Source organism: Shewanella sp. NKUCC06_TVS (assembly GCF_019345515.1).
Taxonomy (GTDB): Bacteria; Pseudomonadota; Gammaproteobacteria; order Enterobacterales; family Shewanellaceae; genus Shewanella; species Shewanella oncorhynchi.
Window position 1 is genome coordinate 27,506 of record NZ_JAHKQX010000027.1, and the last position, 24,061, is coordinate 51,566.

Annotated in this window: 23 protein-coding genes and 1 pseudogene; 9 read left to right on the top strand and 15 right to left on the bottom strand. The window is 46.1% G+C overall.

Annotated elements, in window-relative coordinates; genetic code table 11:
* Positions 1-155: 155 nt before the first annotated feature.
* From KO531_RS21560 to sfsA, 10 genes are all read right to left on the bottom strand, one after another.
* Positions 156-1,661, bottom strand: coding sequence for a curlin (locus KO531_RS21560; protein WP_219252219.1), 1,506 nt, complete (start codon positions 1,659-1,661; stop codon positions 156-158).
* 14 nt (positions 1,662-1,675) lie between these two features.
* Complete coding sequence (locus KO531_RS21565) at positions 1,676-2,095, bottom strand: curlin (protein ID WP_105251518.1); 420 nt, start codon at positions 2,093-2,095, stop codon at positions 1,676-1,678.
* Between the two features lie 553 nt (positions 2,096-2,648).
* Positions 2,649-3,176 (bottom strand): DUF4124 domain-containing protein, encoded by a 528-nt coding sequence (locus KO531_RS21570; RefSeq protein WP_168822497.1) that lies wholly within the window; start codon positions 3,174-3,176, stop codon positions 2,649-2,651.
* A 389-nt stretch (positions 3,177-3,565) separates the two neighbouring features.
* Complete coding sequence (gene panC, locus KO531_RS21575) at positions 3,566-4,411, bottom strand: pantoate--beta-alanine ligase (protein WP_173246722.1); 846 nt, start codon at positions 4,409-4,411, stop codon at positions 3,566-3,568.
* Positions 4,412-4,435: 24 nt separating this feature from the next.
* Positions 4,436-5,233: a 3-methyl-2-oxobutanoate hydroxymethyltransferase gene (panB, locus tag KO531_RS21580; protein ID WP_219252220.1), complete on the bottom strand. Its 798-nt coding sequence runs from the start codon at positions 5,231-5,233 to the stop codon at positions 4,436-4,438.
* Between the two features lie 56 nt (positions 5,234-5,289).
* Positions 5,290-5,778 (bottom strand): 2-amino-4-hydroxy-6-hydroxymethyldihydropteridine diphosphokinase, encoded by a 489-nt coding sequence (folK, locus tag KO531_RS21585; protein WP_131525364.1) that lies wholly within the window; start codon positions 5,776-5,778, stop codon positions 5,290-5,292.
* Positions 5,778-7,319, bottom strand: coding sequence for a polynucleotide adenylyltransferase PcnB (locus KO531_RS21590; protein WP_219234459.1), 1,542 nt, complete (start codon positions 7,317-7,319; stop codon positions 5,778-5,780). Before KO531_RS21590 ends, folK begins: the two co-directional genes overlap by 1 nt.
* 19 nt (positions 7,320-7,338) lie before the next feature.
* Positions 7,339-8,253 carry a tRNA glutamyl-Q(34) synthetase GluQRS gene (gluQRS, locus tag KO531_RS21595; protein WP_219252221.1) on the bottom strand — a complete coding sequence of 305 codons (915 nt, stop codon included), beginning with the start codon at positions 8,251-8,253 and terminating at the stop codon, positions 7,339-7,341.
* Positions 8,254-8,422: 169 nt separating this feature from the next.
* Positions 8,423-8,866: an RNA polymerase-binding protein DksA gene (dksA, locus tag KO531_RS21600; RefSeq protein ID WP_006082967.1), complete on the bottom strand. Its 444-nt coding sequence runs from the start codon at positions 8,864-8,866 to the stop codon at positions 8,423-8,425.
* Positions 8,867-9,029: 163 nt separating this feature from the next.
* Complete coding sequence (sfsA, locus tag KO531_RS21605) at positions 9,030-9,734, bottom strand: DNA/RNA nuclease SfsA (RefSeq protein WP_219252222.1); 705 nt, start codon at positions 9,732-9,734, stop codon at positions 9,030-9,032.
* 188 nt (positions 9,735-9,922) lie between these two features.
* On the opposite strand from sfsA, the gene pepB reads away from it, so the two are divergent.
* Positions 9,923-11,215: an aminopeptidase PepB gene (gene pepB, locus KO531_RS21610; RefSeq protein WP_219252223.1), complete on the top strand. Its 1,293-nt coding sequence runs from the start codon at positions 9,923-9,925 to the stop codon at positions 11,213-11,215.
* A 188-nt stretch (positions 11,216-11,403) separates the two neighbouring features.
* The gene (locus KO531_RS21615; RefSeq protein ID WP_219252224.1) at positions 11,404-11,913 is read left to right on the top strand and encodes a GNAT family N-acetyltransferase; all 510 of its coding nucleotides are present in this window, start codon (positions 11,404-11,406) and stop codon (positions 11,911-11,913) included.
* Positions 11,914-12,722: 809 nt separating this feature from the next.
* Here the strand turns inward: KO531_RS21615 and KO531_RS21620 are convergent.
* The 3 genes from KO531_RS21620 to KO531_RS21630 all read right to left on the bottom strand — a co-directional run bounded on the left by KO531_RS21620 (position 12,723) and on the right by KO531_RS21630 (position 14,973).
* Positions 12,723-13,610, bottom strand: coding sequence for a phosphoribulokinase (locus KO531_RS21620; protein ID WP_011847692.1), 888 nt, complete (start codon positions 13,608-13,610; stop codon positions 12,723-12,725).
* 90 nt (positions 13,611-13,700) lie between these two features.
* Positions 13,701-13,946 (bottom strand): YheU family protein, encoded by a 246-nt coding sequence (locus tag KO531_RS21625; protein ID WP_173497284.1) that lies wholly within the window; start codon positions 13,944-13,946, stop codon positions 13,701-13,703.
* Positions 13,930-14,973: a hydrolase gene (locus tag KO531_RS21630; RefSeq protein WP_219252225.1), complete on the bottom strand. Its 1,044-nt coding sequence runs from the start codon at positions 14,971-14,973 to the stop codon at positions 13,930-13,932. The genes KO531_RS21625 and KO531_RS21630 overlap by 17 nt, the downstream gene beginning before the upstream one ends.
* 188 nt (positions 14,974-15,161) lie before the next feature.
* On the opposite strand from KO531_RS21630, the gene KO531_RS21635 reads away from it, so the two are divergent.
* From KO531_RS21635 to KO531_RS21645, 3 genes are all read left to right on the top strand, one after another.
* Positions 15,162-15,668, top strand: a complete 507-nt coding sequence (locus KO531_RS21635) for a TAT leader-containing periplasmic protein (RefSeq protein ID WP_219252226.1) — start codon at positions 15,162-15,164, stop codon at positions 15,666-15,668.
* A gap of 69 nt (positions 15,669-15,737) precedes the next feature.
* Positions 15,738-17,333, top strand: a complete 1,596-nt coding sequence (locus tag KO531_RS21640) for a GMC family oxidoreductase (protein WP_219252227.1) — start codon at positions 15,738-15,740, stop codon at positions 17,331-17,333.
* A gap of 51 nt (positions 17,334-17,384) precedes the next feature.
* Positions 17,385-17,795, top strand: a complete 411-nt coding sequence (locus tag KO531_RS21645; RefSeq protein WP_219252228.1) for a GFA family protein — start codon at positions 17,385-17,387, stop codon at positions 17,793-17,795.
* An 84-nt stretch (positions 17,796-17,879) separates the two neighbouring features.
* Here the strand turns inward: KO531_RS21645 and KO531_RS21650 are convergent, their stop codons facing one another.
* On the bottom strand, positions 17,880-18,341 hold the full coding sequence (locus tag KO531_RS21650) for a TIGR02444 family protein (RefSeq protein WP_113939753.1): 462 nt from the start codon (positions 18,339-18,341) through the stop codon (positions 17,880-17,882).
* A gap of 54 nt (positions 18,342-18,395) precedes the next feature.
* The gene (locus tag KO531_RS21655) at positions 18,396-20,309 is read right to left on the bottom strand and encodes an ABC transporter ATP-binding protein (protein WP_198572870.1); all 1,914 of its coding nucleotides are present in this window, start codon (positions 20,307-20,309) and stop codon (positions 18,396-18,398) included.
* A gap of 253 nt (positions 20,310-20,562) precedes the next feature.
* Between KO531_RS21655 and KO531_RS21660 the strand changes: the two genes are divergently transcribed.
* The 4 genes and pseudogenes from KO531_RS21660 (at position 20,563) to KO531_RS21675 (ending at position 23,892) form a co-directional block, all read left to right on the top strand.
* Positions 20,563-20,766, top strand: coding sequence for a YheV family putative zinc ribbon protein (locus KO531_RS21660; protein WP_012088350.1), 204 nt, complete (start codon positions 20,563-20,565; stop codon positions 20,764-20,766).
* A gap of 214 nt (positions 20,767-20,980) precedes the next feature.
* Positions 20,981-21,280, top strand: a pseudogene (locus tag KO531_RS21665) (transposase); the annotation flags it as partial.
* A 361-nt stretch (positions 21,281-21,641) separates the two neighbouring features.
* Entirely contained in the window at positions 21,642-22,730 is a 1,089-nt protein-coding gene (locus KO531_RS21670) for a hypothetical protein (RefSeq protein ID WP_219252229.1), read from the top strand.
* A gap of 274 nt (positions 22,731-23,004) precedes the next feature.
* Positions 23,005-23,892, top strand: a complete 888-nt coding sequence (locus KO531_RS21675; protein ID WP_219252230.1) for a pirin family protein — start codon at positions 23,005-23,007, stop codon at positions 23,890-23,892.
* Positions 23,893-24,061: the final 169 nt, after the last annotated feature.

The window sequence follows — 24,061 nt, forward strand, 5'->3', positions numbered from 1 at the left end:
GTTAGCTTATCGCTTTGAGTGGTTAATGTTAATGATTGCTGGCATATCAACATAGAAAAGCGGGAATGTTTATTTAAACATTCCCGCTTTTTGTTTAACACCCTTTTTATAAACCACCACTAAAGAGTTTAGCTGTGGTGGTTTAACAGTATTGACTAGTATTGCACTACAGTGGCAACGTTCATATTGCCTGATTGGTTCACGTTGATGCTGTTGTTAGTGCCTGCTTGAGAACCTAACACTAAGTTGTCATTACCCGTTTGAGTGATTGACAGGCTGTTATTGTCACCGCGAACACCAAATGAATTTGACGCAAATGAAGTGTCGTTATCGCCGCCTACCCAGTTACCGTTACCTGATTGAGTAATTTGCGCGGTGTTTTCATCACCTTCAATAATCAGGTCAATAACGTTAAGATCGCCACTTTGAAGTGCGCTGACATCGGCATTGTTGTTGCCAGCAACAGAAATCAATGTTTCGTTCTCAGCGCCATCTTGCTCAACATCAACTTCGTTATCGCTACCCACGGCATCTACATAAGCAAAGTTCTCATCACCTTCTTGGCTAACTTCAATACTGTTATCTTCACCATCAGCGAAGGCAATGATTTCGTTGTTATCGCCTTTAGAAGATAAATCGAAGTCGTTATCTGTGCCGTATGCACCAAAGGTCGCGAAGTTCGCATCGCCTTTTTGTTTCAAGTCAACATCGTTGCTATCGCCCCATACTTGGAACTCCGCACCGTTGACATCGCCTTTTTGAGTGATAGTAATATCGTTATCATCACCTTGGATATCGGCCACTAAAGTATCACCGATAGTGTTGCCGCTGCCATTTTGGGTAATATCGACACTGTTGTCATCACCCGTAGTCATCGCAAGATAAGCCGTGTTGCCGTTACCTTTTTGATCCATTGAAATATCGTTTTTGCTGCCCGCCAGTGCGTAAACGAAGCCTACATGGTTATCACCCTTTTGGACCATGTCTACTTTGTTGTTGTCGCCTGCAATACCCTTAGCCGCGCCAAAGTTGTTGTTACCCGCTTGATTAACAGAAACGTCGTTGTTGTTACCCACGTTAGCGGTTAAGTCGAGAGCGATTAAACCTGCTTGGTTGTTGTCACCGATTTGTGTGATTTTACCGTCGTTGTTGCTGCCTTCAACGCGAAAAACTGCAAAGTTTGCGTCGCCTTCTTGCTCAACAAACACGCTGTTTTCAGCGCCAGTGATTTCAACTTGGCTTTCGTTGACTTCGCCTAATTGGTTAACGAATACCGTGTTATCGTTGCCAGTAACATCGCTACTGCTTTGGTTAAAGAAACCATCTTGCGACACATTTACATTGTTGTTGTCACCTACAACATTTGCACTTGCCACATGCCAGTCAACTTGTTGCGTTATTTGGACCTTGTTATCATCACCCGTTGAATTAATAGCCGCTTCATGCCACACACCGTCTTGGATGACAGTTGCGGTTTGATCTGTACCTGTTTGCACAACCGCAGCAGCGTTAAGGCCACCCGTTTGTGAGACTAAAGTGTCTTGGGCTTGGCCTGACTGTACTACGCTAATTTCACTCACTGTACTGGCAGCAAAAGCTTGACCGCTTAAACCTGTTGCAATGGCCAAAGCAATAAGTGATTTTTTAGCTTGTGATTTCATGTGACGCTCCCTGTTTAATATTGAGTTATTGAGATTGCAGCACCATCCGCAATCTGTTGAATCGAAAAGTTGCCGCTTCCTAGTTGGTTCAGTTGCACGAGATTGTCATTGCCAATTTGTGTCACTGAAGCCGTATTTTGACTGCCGACTTGCAGTAGTTGGACTTCATTGTTTGAACCAATCTGTGTGATTAGCGCATCGTTATCATTGCCCACTTGTGTTACATCGGCCTTGTTATCGCTGCCTGACTGGAACAGTAATCCTTGGTTGGCAGTGCCTTGTTGAACCAGCTCGATAAGGTTATCGCGACCGGAACGTTCCAGTAATGCCTGAAGGGTTACGGGTAACTCGTTGACATTCAGCTCTTGTGCTGAAGTCATACAACTACAGAGCAAGATCAGCGGCACCAAAAAGCGTATAGAGGTATTTGGCACGGGTGACTCCTTGCATCAAATATCTTGGGCTGCTTAAAGCAACTTGCATCCCAAATTCAGACCTGAAGATACGAGTCCCGTTAATATGTCGCAATTGGCCAAACGGGTATTTATTCTAGAAAGGATTAACAGAAGGTAAATGATAGCTGTATTTATATCGTGTTGATTAAATAGATTTTATATGTTTATTGACGTGTTTTTATTTAAGGGGTCTAGCCTAGTTGTCCTAGTAGTTAAGTCGTATTTGTTGTGAAGAGAGTATTTGATTTTTAAACAATGTAATAACAAGTGAAGGGAAATACATCGACTATCGCGTTTGCATTTTCTTGATAAAAAAGCACGCGTTTGTGCCAGCGAGAAACTGCTGAGGAGTTTAATTAACTGTAGCAACCTATGTCATTTACCCTGTTTGTAACAACAGGCTTCTTGTCCTTGCAGTAATGAATCCTAGGTTAAACAAAGGGACATTGCTGTGAGCGGAAGATTAACCATTATTATGATTAAATTCCTTAATGAGGTAGAGAGAAGATTAATACTACTGTTTTATGCGAGATCAGTGCTTTTCTGGTTTTTTTAACTCTTCATGGAATGCTTCGGTACTGATTTGGCTTTTACGGTCTTCCAGTTGTTGCATCGCACTGTTATTACTCACAGTTAACGCATTGAAGCGAGTATTGATATCGTCCATTTCGTTAATGTATTCAGGATCGGTTTTCTCTTTATTTTGCCAATAACGTTTACGTTCTAATTTCTGCAATTCACTGGCGCGCAGAATTTCAAAATAGCTATTTTCCTGCTTAAGACGATATATCTCGCCGTCGAGTAACTGCAATAATTTTTCTTTAGAAATGGTTCGACTATTCAGTAGAGTGTGTAAGGGATCGACAGGAATGTCTCTTTTATCAGAGTCTACTTCAGTCGTTATCCCTAACTGGTATTCGATTTTATGTTGGCTAAATTCCTGCGGGCAAGCGGTTTGGCTAAAGACAATTTTGTCATCTTTACGGCATTTATAAATGGTATTTGCCTGTATTGCAGTGGGCAAAATAACACAAATTAGGGTGAGTATCAGTCTTGCCATGAGGCCACAAATCCTTTGTACACTTGCATAGCTATTATGATTTAATTGTTTGATTAAGCATGATAAATAGTGATTATGACGTTTATATTATTATGCCTTTTTAACCGTTTATTGTTAGGTCGACGGGCTGTTAAGCCCAATAAATTAAAGGATTAGCCATGCATCATTAGAAGGTCAAATTCACTCGTCAATGTCTGCCGCTAATCATTTACCTTAAATTAACATCTGCATCATACTATGGCGTAAATTTAGGGATAAAACCAGTTTTTTGACGCTTCAAATTTTTGGCGCTTGGATTGATTCTAAAGAAGAAAATAGCTTCTGGTCGGTCATTAGGTAAATAAAAAGGAGCGACTGCTCCTTTTTATTTATTGATAACGCTTAAGAGATTAGCGATCGAACCTTAAGTTGTCGATAAGTCGCGCTTTACCTATATAGGCGGCGGCCAAAATGACTAAGGTTTGGTCTTGGCTCTGCGCTTTCTCAAGCGTGTGGGCATGACGAATTTCCAGATAATCCGGCGTAAAGCCCGCCGCCACTAAACTGATTTTCGCTTGCTCGGTGACAGCATCAACACTCTGACCTTGTTTGATCCCTGCAGCCATAGCATCTATCGCCTGTTTTAATGCTGGTGCAGCGGCTTTTTCTGCGGCGGTGAGATAACCATTGCGCGAACTCATGGCTAAACCTGAGTCCTCACGTATGGTATCAACACCGATAATCTCAATCGGTAATGACAAGTCTTCAACCATAGTTTCAATGACTAATAGCTGTTGATAGTCTTTATTGCCAAAGAGTGCCACATCGGGCTGTACTATGTTGAATAGTTTACAGACGATTGTCGCAACGCCTCGAAAATGCCCCGGACGGCTAGCGCCGCAGAGCAGATCTGAAATACCTGGCACTTCAACATAGGTTTGTTGCGCTAAGCCCTTGGGATACATCACGGCTGGCGTTGGGGTAAACAGCAACTCAGCGCCAGCAGCCGTGAGGGCTTCACTGTCGGCGGCGAGTGTGCGTGGGTAGGCATCGAGATCTTCGTTCTGGCCAAACTGCATTGGATTGACGAAAATCGATACCACCACATGATCACAACGTTTAGCCGCTTCTTTCACTAAGGTGATGTGTCCCCGATGGAGATTGCCCATGGTCGGCACGAAGGCGACAGTTTCGCCCTTGGCACGCCATGCACGCACTTGAGTGCGAATATCATCAATATGGGCGCTAGTGATCATTGAGCCTTACCTTGCATAAATCTGTTATTTGTTAAAAGTGTGTTCTTCGCCAGGAAAGGTTCCTTGGGCAACTTCGTCGATATAAGCACGTACCGCAGAACGAATTTCACCGGTTTGTTTTAGGTAGTTTTTCGAGAAACGTGGAATGTAACCACTTGAAATACCTAACACATCATGCATCACCAAGATTTGGCCATCGGTCGATGCGCCTGCGCCAATTCCAATGACTGGAATCGTTAAGGCTTGAGTGATCGCCGCAGCGAGAGGCGCAGGGATACATTCCACTACGAGTAGTTGAGCCCCTGCAGCTTCTAAAGCCTTAGCTTCGTCGAGGATGCGCTGGGCATTTTCGGCATCGCGGCCTTGCACTTTAAAACCACCAAATACATGAACCGACTGAGGCGTTAAGCCTAAGTGAGCACACACGGGAATACCGCGTTCCGTGAGCTTAGTGACGGTTTCGAGTAACCAGTGTCCGCCTTCGACTTTGACCATGTTCGCGCCAGCTTGCATTAACTCAGTGGCGTTGACCATGGCTTGTTCTGGTGTGGCGTAACTCATAAAGGGCATATCGGCGATCAGCAGGGCACGTTCGATACCGCGACGAACACAGCGAGTATGGTAAGCGATTTCTGCAGTAGCGACGGGCAGGGTATCGTCATGGCCTTGGAGAACCATTCCCAAAGAATCGCCGACCAGCAGCACATCGACACCTTCGCTATCGAACGCGCTGGCAAAACTGGCATCATAGGCTGTCAGTGCCGTGAATTTTCTACCTTCCTGTTTGTATTTCAACAGGGTTGAGCTAGTAATTTTAGACATATGGATGATCTTCAAACCAAATAGAAGTGGTGTTATAAGCTAACTGAGGACGGACTTCAATGATCAATGCCCAGTTGTTGTAACTCGGCCAACATTTTTGTATCGATAAGACTGTCGATGGCAGTGTTGCAAGGCAGAATCAGATCCGGTGCAATTGCGGCTAAAGGCACGAGCACAAAGCTGCGCGTTTTCATGCCGTAGTGGGGCACTTTGAGTCTAGGAATGTCAATGTTCTCATTACCATACAAGAGTAAATCGAGATCTAAGGTTCTCGGCCCCCAACGCTCTAGGCGGACTCGTCCTTGGGTGTTTTCAATATGCTGCAGTGCATCGAGTAAGGCTAATGGCGCAAGATCAGTATCGAAACTCGCCACCGCGTTAATATAATTGGGTTGCACGACATCGCCCATGGGCGTCGAATGGTAATAGGGAGAAACGACGAGACTATTGCCTAAGGCTAAGGCGGACAATGCCATCACGGCATTGTCCAATTGCGCCTTGGGATCTTTAAGATTTGCGCCTAATGCGACGTAGACGCGGGGCATTATTCAGCCGTTTTAACTTTAGGTGTACCACTCGCTTTAGGTGCGCTCGTCGGCGCTGAACCATCGGCATTCGGTGTACGAGGACGGCGACGACGTTGGGTGGCATTACGGTTGCGGTTTGGCGATTTACTGCCGCTACGCGCTATAGCTAAACGTTCTGTTTCATCGGCTTCGACAAATTGTTGCCACCAAGCGGCACTTTTAGCGACATTACCCGCTTCGACTTCGCCCCTGAGTAAGAGTAAATCGTATGCGGCTCTAAACTTAGGGTGTTCCATTAGTTTAAAGGCGCGAGTGCCTTGGCTACGATCAAAGCGTAACTGTAACTGCCAAATGTCTTTTGCTGGCGTACTAAAACGGCGTGGAATACTAATGGTTTGGCATTGCTGCTCCATCACATCGCCCATGGCGGCAAAGAAGGCATCATATAACGTCAGGCCACTTTCAACGGCAATATCTTCGGCGCGTTGACGCAGTGGATACCAGAGAAGCGCAGCATAGAAGAATGAAGGTGTCACCGGCTTATCTTCGTTAACTCTTTGATCTGTGCTCTTCATGATGGCTTGCACCATTTTCATGGTCGTGCCTTTAGGATCATCTTTTAGCAGAGCGGCCACTTGCGGAAACAGCGGCGCGAATAGCTTGTATTCTTGCATCAGTTCGAAGTTGGCTAAGGCTTTGCCTGCAAAGAAGAGTTTTAACACTTCTTCGTACATACGTGCTGCCGGAATATCTTTTAGCAGCGGCGCTAATTGTTTAATCGGCGCGGCTGTGACGGTTTCGATACCCATGTTGAGTTTAGTGGCGAAACGCACTGCCCTTAACATACGCACCGGATCTTCACGGTAACGGGTTTCTGGATCGCCAATTAATCTTAGGGTGCCCGCTTTGAGATCGGCCATACCGCCGCCATAGCTGCGAATCGAGTAATCGCTGATATCGTAATAGAGGGCATTGACGGTAAAGTCGCGGCGCTCGGCATCTTCATCGATTTCGCCATAGACGTTATCGCGCAGCAAACGCCCTTCGGCATTGGCTTTAGAGACTTTCTCATTACTTTCGCCATGGTGACCACGGAAGGTGGCGACTTCAATCACATCGCGACCGAAAACAATGTGCGCTAAGCGGAAACGGCGACCGACAACACGGCAATTACGGAATAATTTTTTGATTTCTTCCGGTGTTGCATTGGTCACTATGTCGAAATCTTTCGGTTCAATCCCTAAGAGTAAATCGCGTACACCGCCGCCGACTAAATAGGCTTTAAAGCCAGATTTATTCAGTCTGTATAATACCTTAAGGGCATTCTCGCTGATTTGTTTGCGCGAGATGGTATGGGCATCTCTTGGTACTAACTCTAAACTCAAAGCACCGGAACTTTGTTCAGGTGTTGTTGGTTCAATCTGAGCTGGAGTCGGAGCGGTCGTTTTAGGCGCGTCTTCAAATAGCTGTTTGCAGAATTGGCTGATACGGCGAAAAATGGGACACCTCGAAATATGATCTGTTATTTGATTAAAAATCTGGCGGCTATCATATACCAAATGCGGCCTAATGAGTATATCAGGGCTCGATCAGTATCTCAGATTGTTGCGGTATAGTGGATAATTGAAACTGATCCACGGCTTGAGCGAGCATTTGCGCCACAGAGCCATGGGTCTCAACGGGTTGTTGGCCTAAAAATGCCAGCGCCGCATTGAGGCTCGCCTGTGGATTAAGTGTATCAATTGCCTGTGCATGATTCTGTTTTGAGAGCTTAAAGCCTTTACTTATGCAGGCGAGTGGCAAGTGCAGCCATTGCGGTGCGGCTAAACCAAAACTTTGATACAAACTCAGTTGGCGACAACTGGCCTCGATTAAGTCGCAGCCTCGCACCACTTCGGTGACCCCTTGATAAGCATCGTCGAGTACCACGGCTAGTTGATAGGCGTACAGACCATCACTGCGTTTGATGATGAAATCCTCTGCGGCAAAATGGCTATCAACGCAAATATAGCCCATTAGATTGTCATCAAATTCTTGCACTTGCGCCGTGTTGACGATTCGCACCGCACCCGACCTAACAAGATTTGCAGACTGGGTTTGTGGCAATCGGTGGCAGCGGCCATCGTAGACGCCGCCCATGGCTTGAATTTGCTTGCGACTACATTGGCAGAAATAGGCTTTATCTTGGGCGAGCAGCGAGTCAATTTGCGCTTGATAAGCTGCTGTGCGCTGGCTTTGATACAGAGGCACATCATCCCACTCAAATCCATAGGCTTCTAAGGTGCGTAAGATATCATCGGCGGCGCCTTTGACTTCCCGCGGTGGGTCTATATCTTCGATGCGGATCAGCCATTTACCCTGTAGCGAGCGGGCGCGCAGATAGCTGCCAAGGGCGGCGATAAGCGAGCCAAAGTGCAAGGCACCCGAAGGCGAAGGCGCAAAGCGGCCGACATAGGGCTGGCTGGATAAATCGGAATGTAATGGCTTTGACATAACAACTAGATGGCGTTTTAAAGTCGCGACGGTAAAAGTGGATGTATTTTAGAGGGATGCTAAGAGAAAAGCGAATCGGGGTAAATTGGAGTGAGCTTGGCTTAAGCTCGTCGAGTTTACGAGTTGTTAGAAACAAATAGGCGGGGAAATCCCCGCCCAGTATGCTTGATTAACCAGCCATTTGTTTCTCTTTGATCTCTGCAAGCGTTTTACAGTCGATGCATTGATCGGCTGTTGGACGCGCTTCGAGACGGCGGATGCCGATTTCGATACCGCAAGAATCACAGAAGCCGAAATCGTCTTCTTCAATTTTTTGCAGTGTTTTTTCGATTTTTTTGATCAGCTTACGTTCTCTATCGCGAGCACGAAGTTCGAGGCTGAACTCTTCTTCTTGTGCTGCACGGTCAACAGGATCGGGAAAGTTTGCGGCTTCGTCCTGCATGTGGCTAAGAGTACGGTCGACCTCTTCACGCAACTGATTGCGCCAAGCTTCAAGAATTGTCTTGAAGTGACCCAGTTGCTTAGCGTTCATATACTCCTCACCCGGCTTTTCCTGGTAAGGATTTACACCTGCGATAGCGAGTACGCCAAGTTTTTTGGTGCCTTCAGGCATAACGCATCTCCTGTAATCATTTGCGTTTGTAGGGCGTCCTTAAGAACGGCCGCTATCTATAGCAGAATCTTCACATCGAGGCAAACTTTTCATTCTGCTTTGATTGAATTTTTTGACTATGTTCGCTAATTCAAATGAAATCAAATTTAACTCAGCCTTAACATCATACTCGTACATCGCAGGCTTGGGCTAGGTGAATCTCAGTCGGGGAGATTTTACAGCGATAGGCTAGCACTTCAACGCCGGCTAACACAGCCATTTTCAGTAACTTAGCATATTCAGGGTCGATATGTGCTGCGGGGGCAACACTGAATATTTCACTATGCTGCACCACAAATAGCAATACGGCTCGATGGCCTTGACTCACCATGTGCATCAATTCACGTAAATGTTTTTGACCGCGTAGGCTCACAGCATCGGGAAAATAACCTTTGCCATCTTCGAGCAAAGTACAACTTTTGACTTCTATATAACAGGCGGGTTTTTGAGCACCCTGTAGCAGGATATCGATGCGACTATTTTCATCACCGTATTTGACTTCACGGCTGAGGCTATCATAACCCGTGAGTTCCTTGATGATACCTTTATTGATGGCTTCTTCGGCTAAGGTGTTCGCCTGACCCGAGTGGATACCGATTAAGCCTGCATCTGGCGTGGTCATCAGTTCCCACGTATGGGCATATTTACGTTTAGGGTTATCAGAGGTAGAAAACCACACTGTTTCACCGGGATACAGGCAATTACGCATAGAACCCGTATTGGGGCAATGTAGGGTGATCTCACTGCCATCGCTTAGCTGCACATCGGCCAGAAAACGCTTATAGCGGCGCAATAAAATGCCCTGTTGTAGTGGCGGTGTAAATTCCATCGATAGACCTATCTCGGCTGTTCAAGGTCGCAAAGCCTAGCAAATTTCGCAAATGTTTACAGATTTTACCTGAGTTACTTCAGCCAATCGCTTTGCGTCATCGCCTGCTAGCAGTAAACTGCCGCCATAAAGTTTGTTCTGATTGCTGATTGATTGTTCTAAAACGAATCGAAAAATAAGGATCCCTAATGAGTGAACTAAAAGTAACTGAATTAATGAAAGTGCAATTAACCAAAGAAGCGCCGGCCGCCCACTGGGGCAAAGCTGATGTGACTTATACTGCCGACGGTGCGCAAATTCATTTAGCGGGTGGCGATGAGCTGCGTCAAATTCAAATGGCGGCCCGTAAACTGCGCAGCCAAGGCATTAGTAGCGTGGTATTGGCCGGACAGCTTTGGGATCTGAATAGCCAGTGGGTGTTTGCCCAAGGTTTCGCGACGGCAAAACCAGGTTATCAAATCCATTGGTGTGGTGATGAAGCTGTGCAAGCCGAATTGCAACGCCGACTCGATGTGGCAACCTTTGCCCGTCAACTGATCAACGATACGCCTGAAAACCTGTCGCCAGTGAAGCTTGCCCAACAAGCAGCAAAATGGTTGGCTGACGTTGGTGGCGACAAGGTGAGTTATCGGATTATCGAAGGCGAAGCGCTGCTTGAAGAACAGTGGATTGGTATCCATGCTGTGGGTCGCGGCAGTGAGCGTCCACCAGCAATGTTAGAGTTAGACTTCAACCCATTAGCCGCCGATGCACCCGTGTCTGTGGCGCTTGTGGGTAAAGGGATTACCTTTGATTCTGGCGGCTACAGCATCAAAGCTTCTGAAGGCATGTTAGGCATGAAATGCGACATGGGCGGCGCGGCGACTGTGACTGCTGCACTTGGTTTAGCGATCAAGTCTGGCCTCAACAAACGCGTTAAACTCTTCTTATGTTGTGCTGAAAACTTGATCAGCGGTCGCGCCTATAAGTTAGGTGACATTCTGACCTACAAAAATGGTGTAACAGTTGAAGTGGTGAACACAGATGCGGAAGGGCGCTTAGTGTTGGCCGATGGCCTACAAGCTGCTTCTGCTACAGGCGCACCTTTTATTATCGATGCAGCGACCCTTACAGGCGCCGCTGTGATGGCGGTGGGTTCTAACTACAACGCGATTTTCTCGCCACAGGCGGATGTGTTGCAACTGGCCCAGCAAAAAGCCACTAGCGTTGCCGAGCGCGTATGGCCGCTGCCGCTGGATCCTTGGCACAAAGAAATGTGTCCATCTGCCTATGCTGACACCGCAAACAGCCGCGCAATGAAAGGCGGTGGTGCAGGTGGTGCTTCTAATGCCGCTGGTTTCTTATGGCGTTTCGTGTCACCCGAAGCTAAATGGTTACACGTTGATTTAGCGGGCGCTTTTGAAGATTCAGCTTCTGCCATGTGGGGCGCGGGTGCAACGACCCACGGCGTATTGACTATTAGTGAATTGATTAAAGGCTAAGCCTAGATTTAAGTCTAGCGCTAAGACTAAGTCAGATATATTAGCTAAGATCCATTAAGGTTCTGTAGCTTTGATTAAACCGCCTACGGGCGGTTTTTTATTGGTTGAAAGATTAGAACACTCGTTTACTTGGCGTTTTAGCGGCTTCATGGCATGTTATGGCTGAGCATTTTTAATCGGGAAACATGATGATAACTATACGAAAAGCGACGAAAGCGGATGCTCAGGCCTGCTGGGATATCCGCAATGCGGCCATCAATAAAGGTTGCGCCGGATTTTATGATGCGGGCGATCTGGTGATTTGGACCGAGGGCGAACTGACCGAGCAATTTAGTCGTATCGTCGATGCACATTTTTATGTGGCAGAGTTGTCCTCTAACGAGTCGCAGCTTAAGACTGTGGTCGGCACTGCCATGTTGGATGAACCCTATGCTCAGTTAGAAGCCTTGTTTGTTTCCCCCGATGCTATGGGGTTAGGTGTTGGCAAGGTATTGCTACAATTTATTGAAACTATGGCTTTTAATCAGGGGATTGCCCAGCTCAGATTGGAGTCAACTTTAAATGCGGTGGATTTCTATCGCCACTGTGGTTTTGGTGGTGAAGGTTTAGAGGAGGAATCTATCTACTGCTCGCCCAGAGGAATAGCCTTAGAGTGTATGGTGATGTATAAAAATCTAGGGCGGTCTTTGGCCTGCTAGGGCGCAGTAAAAAACGCTGCTGCTAGAATCTAGGGCGTTGCTTTGCAACTGCTAGAACGCCGCGTTGCGGCTACGGATAACGGCACGCAGCAAACTGCTACAGAACGTCACTTTTTGACTTACGATTTATGCAACGGACTTTGCTCTTACGGTGAGCGCAGCGTTCTGTGAGTGAGTTTACGAATGTTCTATTTTCCTAGAATCTAAAGCCTAGAACCTATTTTCTGAGATGTTGTTGACATACTCAAGGAAATCGACAGAGCAAGTATGAATGTGGAATTAACTCTGAAGATTTAGAGTTTAAGCTAAGGTTGCTGACATATTCGAGGGAATCAACAGATCAAGCATAGATGTGGAATTCATTCTTCATATAAGGTTGCTGACATACTCAAGGAAATCAACAGATCAAGTATGGATGTGGAATTAACTCTGAAGACTTAAAGTTACGTTAAAAAGGTTGCTGACATACTTAAGGAAATCGACAGATCAAGTATGGATGTGGAATTAACTCTGAAGACTTAAAGTTACGTTAACAGGTTGCTGACATACTCAAGGGAATCAAGAGATCAAGCATGGATGCGGAATTAACTTATATAGTTTCGTTAAAAAGGTTGCTGACATACTCAAGGAAATCAACAGATCAAGATGGGGGAATTAACTCCCAAGAGTATGCCAACTATCGTTCTTTCGCCTGAAATCCCGATGCCGACAAGATTAGCGCTAGTGGCTTAAATAAAACTTAATCCATTGCAAAAAAAGACTTTATTTCCTTAGCCTTTAGTCAAAATTGCCCACAAATCCTCAAGGTTTCAGTTCGCCTCTGGAGTATTAAGTTGTTGACGTTTTTCCATCAAATCTTTAATCAAAGGCGTGAGGATCAGCTCCATCGCCAGCGACATTTTGCCGCCGGGGACGACGAGTGTGTTGACCCGTGACATAAATGAACCTTGGATCATATTGAGGTAATAGGGGAAGTCGACATTATTGATACCGCGGAAGCGGATCACCACAAAGCTCTCGTCTAAGCTCGGAATATCTTTGGCACTAAATGGGTTAGAGGTATCGACCGTCGGTACTCGCTGAAAGTTAATGTGAGTACGGGAGAACTGTGGCGTCATGTGCTTAATATAGTCGTCCATACTGCGCACAATTGATCCCATGACTTTTTCACGGCTGTGGCCACGCTCCGAAGTATCGCGGATAATTTTTTGGATCCACTCTAAGTTGACTATGGGGACCATGCCGATCAGCAAGTCCACATGCTGGGCGACATTGGCATCACCAGTAACTACGCCGCCATGTAAGCCTTCGTAGTAGAGCATATCGGTATTTTCAGGTAGTGGTCGCCATTGAGTAAAAGTGCCGGGCATCTGGTTAAAAGGCACTGCCTCATCGAAGGTGTGTAAATAGCTGCGGGTTTCACCTTGGCCTGTGGTGCTGTAATCGCGAAAGCATTGCTCTAAACGAGCAAAGTTATTAGCCTCTGGGCCAAAATAGCTAAGATTGCGGTTTTCAGCTTGGGATTTGCGGATCATGACTTCCATTTCGGCGCGGGTAAAATGATGAAAACTGTCGCCTTCGACAAAGGCGGCGTTGATCCCGAGTTGGCGAAAAATATGGCTAAAGGCGGTGGTAGTCGTGGTGGTTCCCGCGCCTGATGAGCCTGTAACTGCAATAATGGGATGTTTTGCTGACATTTTTTCTACCTAGCTAGGAACCAAAAGAGCCGCTTATGGGTAAGCGATAAAAACGCGAGTACTATTTATACGGTACAGAGGTAGGACTGGTCAATCTTGCTGCTGTGCTATTTGATCTGCTGAACGTATGGCGAAGGATTCATCGTCTTCACTGTACTCTAATTTCAGCTTGCCTTGCTTAAGTGCTTGTTGACATTGGATTATAGCTTGAGCAAGCTCCTGCTCATCGAGACTGGCAAAGCTGCCATCCTCCACTTGACCGAAGAGATATTCGCGGATCACATTGGCGAGCGTTTCCTTGGGGAGTTGTAACAGGGTTTCATAGGGAATGAGCATCGGTGTTTCCTTGGGTGATATTGTCGCCGTTGATTGGGTCTGCGCTAAGTGAGTCAACACTTTGATCGCCTAATAAAAAATGTAAAATCCGTCTCTCAAGGTAGAAGCGCGGTTTCCAAGGTGTACCGCCTTCAATAAAGCCGACATGGCCGCCATAGGGATGCAGTTCGTATTCCACATAGCCCGACAATTGACTCGATTGGGGGATCACTTCATCGGTCATAAAGGGATCGTCCTTAGCATGTATGATGAGCGTCGGTTTAGTTATACGGCTGACAAAGGGTAAGCCACTGGCACGCGTATAGTAATCGTCGACGCCGTCAAAGCCGTGTAATGGCGCTGTGACTTTATCGTCAAAATCATAGAAGGTATTTAAACGGTCGACCTGCAACTGGCTTAGCGGCATAGAGATGGCTAAGTCGGGATCATTCAGTTTATGGCTTATCTTCTGTTGCAACTGTTTGATTAAATAACTTTGATACACCTTTGAAAAGCCATTTTCCAAGCGTTTAGCACAGGCTGACAATTGCAGCGGCGCAGAGACAACCACTGCGCGGGCTAATAAACTATCATTCTGATATTCGCCTTGATACTTCGTCAGCACATTGCCGCCTAAACTGTAACCTACGGCTAATAAGGGCGATTGCGGATACGCGATTTTCAGTGTCGATAGACTAAACTGTAAATCGTCCGTATCGCCACTGTGATAACTGCGGGCGAGGCGATTGGCCTCACCCGAACAACTTCTGTGATGATGCACGACGGCAGCGAGTTGCTGTTCCTTACAGGCTTGCAGTATCCGCCGCGCATAATGGGACTGAGCACTTCCTTCTAAGCCGTGGATGATCACCACGATCGGTTTGCCAGACTGTGGAACATCCTGCCAATCTAAATCGATAAAATCGCCATCGGGTAACTCTAAGCGCTGCCGCTGTAATGCTGGTTTGGCCACTTTAGTGAATACGGGTAAAATCGTTTGTATATGGGGGCTCTTGGCCCACCAAGGTGGCATAAAGGAATTTGGCATAGATGTTTATCTTGGTATCGGCTATTGCTGAAAATTAAAACGTGTGTTTAATTTATACCCAAACCAACTCAAAATGCTGAAATTCGTATTTTGAGGTCGCTTGGGTATAAACTCGCGGCCATTGTAGCACAATTGTTTTTTATGCTGATATTTAGGCCGACATTTAGGTTGATAATTAGGAGATAGAGATGAAGCGACGAACCTTTATAGTGGGCGCGTTTGCCGGTACGGCGGCGTTAGCCTTAGGGGTTAATCTCTATTCTCCTGAGTTTAGTTTGCCCGAGGATAGCGAAGGCAAAGATTATCGTTTGTTGTTTAGCGTGCTTTTGCCTGTGATGCTCGACGGCGCCTTGCCTGATGTGGCCATCCATAAGTTGGCGGCGCAAAACCGCACTTTAGATGCCATCAAACAGTCGATTGCTGTGTTACCCGATGAGCAGCAGACCGAATTGTTTGAGCTGCTCGATATGCTCGAAAATCGTCTTGGTTTACTGGTACTCACCTCGAGCATGACGCCGCTATTGATGCGCTCTCCCGCCGAGTTAACTGAAATGCTAGAAACCTGGCGCCACAGTTATTTTGCTTTGTTACAAACGGCTTATCTCGGATTGCGGGAATTAGTGATGGCAAGTTACTACGCTTGTCCTGAGCACTGGAGCCGCCTGCATTATGCCAAACCTGAACTGTTCAAATAGCGAGTCCATTTTTAACCTAATCAAACGCCGAATAATAAGCATCTTACCCGCGATAGTGGAGCACTCAAGTTGGCAATCATAGATCCTATAGTGAATGGTTTAAACTCTGGTTGGTTGCACACTGATGCGAGCCAATTGCAAGAAAACCAGCAGTTTGAAGCTGATGTGATTATTGTCGGCACAGGTGCTGGCGGCGGTGTGGCGGCTGAAATTCTCACCCAAGCAGGGCTGAGCGTGATCATGATTGAGGCGGGACCGCTAAAATCCTCCAGCGATTTTAATATGGAAGAGCGAGTCGCTTACCCCAACTTGTATCAACAAGCTGCGGCGATGAAAACCGCCGATAAGGCGATTGGTATTTTTCAAGGCCGTGCAGTCGGTGGCTCAACCACAGTTAACTGGACCACTTCTATTCGCACTCCGACCGAGGCGTTAGCCTTTTGGGCGCAACATAAATCGGTTGTTGGGCTTAATCGCGAGAGTTTAGATCCTTGGTTTGAGCAAATGGAACAACGGCTCAACATTCATGAATGGAATTATGAGCCTAATCGCAATAATGCCGCCCTGAAGCAAGGTTGTATCAATCTTGGCTGGGAATACACAGTCATTAAACGCAATGTGGCGGGTTGTTGGAATACCGGCTATTGCGGCATGGGTTGTCCGGTCAATGCGAAGCAATCTATGCTAGTCACCACGATTCCCGCGGCACTTGAGAAAGGTGCGCAGCTGATCAGTCGCGCTAAAGTGACTAAGATTGAGCACCATAATGGCCAAGTGTTTGCGTTAAAGGCGAAGGCGTTGGATGTGAATTTACGACCCACTGACGTTGAGCTGTTATTTAAGGCTAAACATTATATTTTGAGTGCGGGTGCTATCCATACACCGACGATTTTGATGCGTTCGCAAGTGCCCGATCCCCACCAACTTTTGGGTAAACGCACCTTTTTACATCCTACTTTGTTATCCGGCGGCGTATTTGCCGATTCGATCAATGGCCATAGCGGTGCGCCGCAATCTATCTATTCCGATGAATTTGTGTGGAACAATGGCGCCGATGGTGAGCTGGGTTATAAACTCGAAGTGCCGCCGGTGCATCCGATTTTAATCGCCTCTAAAACTTTAGGTTATGGTACGAGCCATGCTGAGTTAATGTCACAATTCAATCAGTTGCAAGTGACTATCGCTTTGATCCGCGATGGCTATCATCCCGACAGTCAAGGCGGTGAAGTGCACTTAACGGATAAGGGCTTTGCTTTAGATTATCCGTTGACCGATGCTTTTTGGCGGGCCGCGAGACGCGCTTTTGTTAGTATGGCGGAGTTACAATTCTCGGCGGGCGCCTTAAAAGTGTTGCCGATCAGCGATGGCATGCCTTACTTGTCCTCGTGGAAAGACGCCAAAGAGAGTATTGCGCAGATGTCACTCGCGCCACTGCGCACTATCGTTGCATCGGCCCATGTGATGGGCGGTTGTCCCTTCGGCGAAGATGAAAAGCTTTCTATGGTCAACAGTTATGGTCAGTCGCACTATTTAGAGAATTTATCTGTAATGGATGGTTCTATCTTCCCGACCAGCCTTGGCGCTAACCCGCAGCTGTCGATTTATGGCATCACGGCACGTAATGCCACCGCACTCGCACAGAAGCTCACTGACGGTAAAGCCTGATGTTATCTTATCAAAATGCAGCTTAGCTTGATAAAGCTTGATGGGGTGTGAATGTCTGAAAACACATTACGGGAAGGTGGTTGCTTATGCGGGGCGATTCGTTACCAGATTGAAGGTGAACCCTTTGATGCGGATTATTGCCACTGCCGTTCGTGCCAAAAAAGCACGGGATCTGCATTTGGGGCTTGGATGGATTTTAAACTCAGCCAAGTGATTTGGCTTAAAGGTCAGGTGACTGAGTTCGCATCGTCCGAGTTTATTCGCCGTGGATTTTGTGACAAGTGCGGTACATCGTTAACTTACCGACATACTCAATATCCCGATTATTCGACCTTGAGCATAGCGAGTCTGGACGATGCTAACCAAGTTAAGCCTAAGTACCATATTTACACTGATAGTCAGTTGAACTGGTTGGTGATCAAGGATGACTGTGAACGCTATCCGCAAGGCCGCAGCTGTTAGCGGCTCAGATGATCATAGCGTTAATTTGATTTAGCTTATTATTGCTTTTATGTGATTGATTTAAAATGATTTGTTTGGATTAGATCAGGGCGCGATGAGGCCGATTTCGTTGGCGTCAATGTCACTGAGTCCAAACAGGCTTAAGTAGCTCACCAGATTCGTTGCTTGGCCGCTTGGGCTGAGTTCATTGAGTTTATTCAAGATGGTTCGCTGCGCTTTACGTTCCATCATTAGCTCAACGGCGAGCATCTGCTGATACTCTTGTTCATTCAGGCTGGACTTAGCGAGTTTGCGTAATTTGCGGTAGGGCATGAGGAATCTTTCATCCCATTCACCTACGGCATTCATCAGCGTTTGCCATTGGTCTGTGCTGTATTGCTGCGGCCCAGACACATCCATAGTGATATCTAAATATTGTGCCAGTAGCAGTAGATTGACGTTCACCTGACAGCTATTTTGCAATTCGAGACAGAGCGCTTTGTTTTGCGCATAGCTCATATCACACCATTGCCAGAGTTGACTGTCGAACTGGGTTAAAACCGCCATACTATTTCCTTGTATTGCCGCTGCTACTGACTTTTATGTAAAAGAACGCTGGAGTTATTGTTGCTCCATGACCTCTTGCTCCATTGCATCTATCTCTTCTTGCAACTCGAGCCATTGCATTTCACTGTCTTCTAAGGTTTGCGTCAAGCTCGTTCGCTCGGTTAATACCGAGGTTAGCTTGGCTTTGTTATCTTGATCATACAATTCGCTATCGGCCAGCAAGTGTTCTAGCTCGGCGAGGCGTTCGCTCAGCTTTTGTTGCTCGGTTTCTAACTTAGTTTGTTTGCGCTTGAGCGGCGATACCTTTTGGCGGATTTCGGCCTCGAGGCGTTTTTGCTGTTTTTTATCGGCGGCAGGTTTGATCTCGTCGCTGGTGCTGTTTTGATTCGAGTTGGCTTTCGCCGCATCGAGCAACCATTGGTGATAATCGTCTAAGTCACCGTCGAAGGCGCGCACTTCACCTTGATCGACCAGATAGTAATCGCTACAGGTTAATCGCAGTAAATGCCTATCGTGCGAGACGACAACCATAGCACCTTCAAAGGTTTGCAGTGCCATTGTTAGGGCGTGGCGCATCTCTAAGTCTAAATGGTTGGTGGGTTCATCGAGCAGCAATAGGTTTGGGCGTTGCCAAACTAATAGTGCTAACACTAAACGGGCTTTCTCGCCGCCAGAAAAGGGGCGTACAGGTGAGAGCGCCATATCGCCGTTAAAACCAAAACCGCCTAAGAAGTTGCGCAACTCTTGTTCTCTGGCATTGGGCGCCAGACGCACTAAATGCTGCATCGGCGTATCGTCGAGGCGCAAAAATTCGATTTGATGCTGGGCAAAGTAACCGATATTGACGCCAGGATTAGGTTCATACAAACCTGTCATTGGCGATAATTGGCCCGATAACAGTTTGATTAATGTCGATTTACCCGCGCCGTTACGGCCAAGCAAACCAATGCGCGCGCCCGGCACTAAGTTTAAATGCACCTTGCTCAGGATTGGCTTGTCGCCATAACCTATTGCGACTTGCTCCATCTTAATCAGAGGATTGGGCAGGGCTTCAGGGGCACGAAACTCCATATAAAAGGGGCTGTCGGCTTGAGACGGCAACAACTCCGTCATGCGCTCTAGCGCTTTTAAGCGGCTCTGCGCTTGTTTGGCTTTACTGGCCTTGTAACGGAAACGGTCAACGAAGGACTGCATGTGCGCACGTTCTTTTTGTTGGCGTTCGAAGGCAACCTGTTGCTGCGACATACGTTCGGCACGAATGCGCTCAAAGGCACTGTAATTGCCTTTGTAGAAATTGAGTTTTTGATTTTCAACGTGGACGATTTCATCAACGATTTCATCGATAAAGTCCCTATCATGGCTGATTAAAATCAGCGTGCCTTGATAGGACTTAATCCAACCTTCGAGCCAGTACATGGTATCTAAGTCCAAGTGGTTGGTCGGTTCGTCGAGGAGTAATAAGTCAGAGCGGCACAGTAGCGCTTGGGCTAAGTTGAGGCGCATACGCCAACCACCCGAAAAGCTTTTCACTGGATTGCTTTGCTCGGCTTCACTAAAGCCCAGACCCGCTAACAATGAACCCGCGCGCGAATGAATCGCATAACCACCGATAGCGTCGATTTTGCCGTGTAAGAGTGCGATGGCATTGCCGTCGTTATCTTCTTGGGCCTTGTGTAATAGGGCTTCTAATTGACGATATTCGCTATCGCCATCGATCACATATTCCAGTGCCGAGACGTCGAGCGCAGGGGTTTCTTGGGCCACAGTGGCAATTTGCCAGCCAGAAGGCAGACTAAATTCACCTTTATCTAGGCTTAAGTGACCTAAAATTAATGCGAGCAGTGAAGATTTGCCTGTGCCGTTAGCACCGACTAAACCGACCTTATGGCCGGGATAAATCGTGAGAGAGGTCTCATCTAGCAGGGTTTTGCTGCCACGGATTAATTGCGCTTGGTTGATGCTGATCATTAACTACAACTTGGTTAGAACGTAAATTCGTCAGGGCACAGATAATAGCGTACAACCCCGTATCAAACCACAGCCTGACCCGATAACTCGGACAATTATTCGACTTTTCAGGACGATCTTCAGTGAATCGCATCACATCGACCTAAGGCCTCATACTTTCAGGTAACACTGGCATTCAATCATCAGTGTGGCAAAATAGCGGCAATTTCTTCGGCCGAGTCCCTTGGCCCTGCTATCTGGTCCTTTATCTATTATGACAAACACTAAAATCAAAAAGCGTTTCGTAGCCGGTGCTAAGTGCCCAAAATGCAGCGCCAAAGACAGCATTTTACTCTACAAGGAAAACGGCATCGAAACCGTTGAATGCACAGAGTGTGACTACCGTGAACAGCAAACCGATGAAAAGGTCACTGAAAAAGCCACCGGGGCAGTGATCGGCGTGTTTAAGCCGGATTAGGTTAAAGCTTTAATTCAATTGGATCGCTTTGGCTGAGGACGTCTGTCCTATGTCTTATTTTTCCGTTTGTACCTTTGCGAGTAAAGGTGTGCAACTCATTAACCACTCGCATTCCAGTGACACGCCGTGAATATATCCCTATAGGCTCGACGGCGGCATCCATGCCGCCAACGGTCACTTCCATGCCAGTGCTTAATTCGATTTATCTCTAAGTAATGAATGTGACATCCAGCCCAATGGCATTGCGTTTTCATTATCGGATTACCTTCAATTGGTGGATGATACAGGTCGAATTATTCGAAGCGACAAACGTGGGGCAATCAGTGAAAATAGCGTTAAGTTACTGGCAAGATTAAATATCCCACATGACAATTGGCTCAAACTCACTGCTGAGTTTGGCAAGCTATTTCATGGCCCAGTGGGCACGCTGCAAGAACTCCCCGATTACTGCGAACATTTAGAAAAGCGACGACGGCACTTTGCAGCAAGCTGTCAGCACTTTCACAGCAACTAACTGTAATCCTTCTTAACCAAATCAATCACTACCCATTTGTTTTATTGGGTGGGTTAGCATGTCTTAAATACACCAATTTTTAATGAGTTAGCTCAAATTTATGCCTCAGCTTTAGCCCTTAAACTTTTGATGATTCTAATTTAAGCAATTTTAGCTCGTACAAGTTGTAGACAAACTGAAAGTGCATTATGTTGTTGATCTAACAATGGATGGCCAGATTTTTAGTCGTAAAAGATAAATCTATAGAATGCCACTTATATAGACTTTTAGCTCTCTCATTAATATGCATTGCGATAGCATGACAAGTGCTGTAGGTTCATGTTTTAAATTAGTGGTTTATATTTTCTAATGTGAGGGGAAGATGTCTGAAGTAGATATTGTTGAACAATACACACTGATAAGGCCACAGTATGAGATATTTACTGAACGGACTCGAACACTAATTGATGAGCTTTTGAAAATTCAAGGCATAAAAACTCATCTTATTGAAGGTCGCACTAAAACAGTTGATAGTTTCAGAGAAAAAATCAGACGTCCAGAAAAGTCATATGCAGATCCACTAGCGGAACTGTCCGATTTATCTGGAGTTAGAATTATTGTCTATTATTTAGATGATGTTCAAAAAGTTGCAGATATACTATCTAGTCAATTTACAGTCCTTGAATCAGAATCCTCTCATTTAGCTAGTGAATATTCGCCAGACCGGTTCGGATATATTTCACTTCATTCAGTTATTTCGTTAAATCCAGATAGAGAAAAACTCCCAGAGTGGAAAGCGTATAAGGGATATCGGTCAGAAATACAAATACGAACTGTATTGCAACATAGTTGGGCTGCGGTATCGCACGCATTGCAGTATAAACATGAATCAGATGTGCCTAAACAACTACGACGAAAACTATATCGTCTTTCAGGTTTGTTCGAGTTGGCTGATGAAGAGTTTATTTCTGTCAGAAATGAAACTGAACTATTGAGAACTAAAACTGTTCAGGCACTGGATCGAGGAAATATGGAAGTTCCATTGAATTCTATTTCACTGAGCGAATTTATACAGCGATGGGACAAGTTTGGAGAACTTAAGTTGTTGATGGAATCTATAGGATTTATCTTCGCCAGTCCACCATTCGATGAACATGAACATGATGATAAAGATTATTTTGGAGAGTTCGCTTCTCATTGTGAAAAGCTAGGAATTCGCACTATTCAGGAACTTGAATCTATTATCGATTATGATGCTGAATCCTTTCTCAAGCGCATTTACAATGATTCGGATTGGTTTGTTTCCGAGGGGTTTGCTTTGTCTTTGCTTTTAATACGAGCCAGAGTAGATGAATTCACTGTTAACGATTTGGTCTCAGCAGGCTGGGGAAGTATTATTGCCACTAGAGTTATTGACGCCGCAATAGAAGATAGAAAAGACTCAAGTAGACCTAAGGGGCGACGTAACTAAATGCTCTGATACCTTTAAATATTGATGTTAATCAACAGGTGTATGCACATTGTAATCTGGAGTATTAACACTTTAATTCTAGTTCGATTTAGTTGTTTTTTACTTGAACCATTTACCGTTCTATTTTTTCGAATGTTTAGACCGTGATTTCGCGTTATTCTTTTGTAAACTTCCTTGTTATTCTGCCTCCATCAGCAAAGCGTTTGCGTCTTGTGTTAGCCGTACGGTCTTGGCGTTTCACGCACCGCTTTGCTCAACCGATAGGAGAGCAGCAATGAAAGTATTAAGTCAGTTTTCCGCCAAAGCCGCGATGGATGGCGATGGGGTCAATATTCGCCGTGTCGTCGATTTTGTGACGACTAAATTTGATCCTTTCTTGATGATCGACGAAATAAAATCCGATGATGAACAAGACTTTATCGGTGGCTTCCCCGTACATCCCCATCGCGGGATGGAGACCTTCACTTACATTCGTAAGGGCGGTTTTGAGCACCGTGACCAAATGGGTAATGTGAAGGCGATTCGTGCCGGCGATGTGCAGTGGATGAGTACAGGGTTCGGTGTAGTGCATTCTGAAATGCCACTTGCCGATGCTGTCGATGGTCTGCATGGATTTCAAATTTGGGTCAATATGCCCGCCAAAGACAAGCTGCGTCCAGCTAAGTATCAAGATACTGCGGGTAGCGCGAGCGTTGAAGTGACCAATAACACTGGCGCTAGCTTAAAAGCCTTAGCGGGTGATTGGGGCTTTAAAGATCAACCGCTTATTAGTGCAGCTATTCAAGGGTTAGCGGGCGAAGCAGCCATTGCTGATTTAAGTCTAGCGCCAAATGCTGAGGCCACGCTCGATTTGTCTCAACATGAGTTTGTCGCCTTGTACTTGTATCAAGGTGACTTATATAAAAGCGATTCGAGTAAGGGTGAGGACTCACACTGGTCATCTACTTCAAATCAACATCATCAGGGCGAGTTTTTAGTGCTCGATAGCCAAAGTGTGCTTAAGTTTAAAGCCGATGAGCGCGGCGCTGGGATGCTACTGTTTGCGGGTAAACCTATCCGTGAAAAAATCGTCCAGATGGGTCCCTTTGTGATGAACACCCAAGCGGAGATTCAGCAGGCGATTCGCGATTACCAAGAAGGGCGTTTCGGCCAGATCGCGTAATTTGTTAAATCTGCCGCACTGAGCTAATTCTAAATCCAAGCCTAAGCCCTGTATTCCTGCCTGTCTCTTGATCACATCTTTTGCTCAAGAGACAAGGCTAGCTGGTAACCTTCAAGGATGGTTTGCAGTTTAAACCATCCTTGCCATAACCTTTCCCAGCCCACAATTC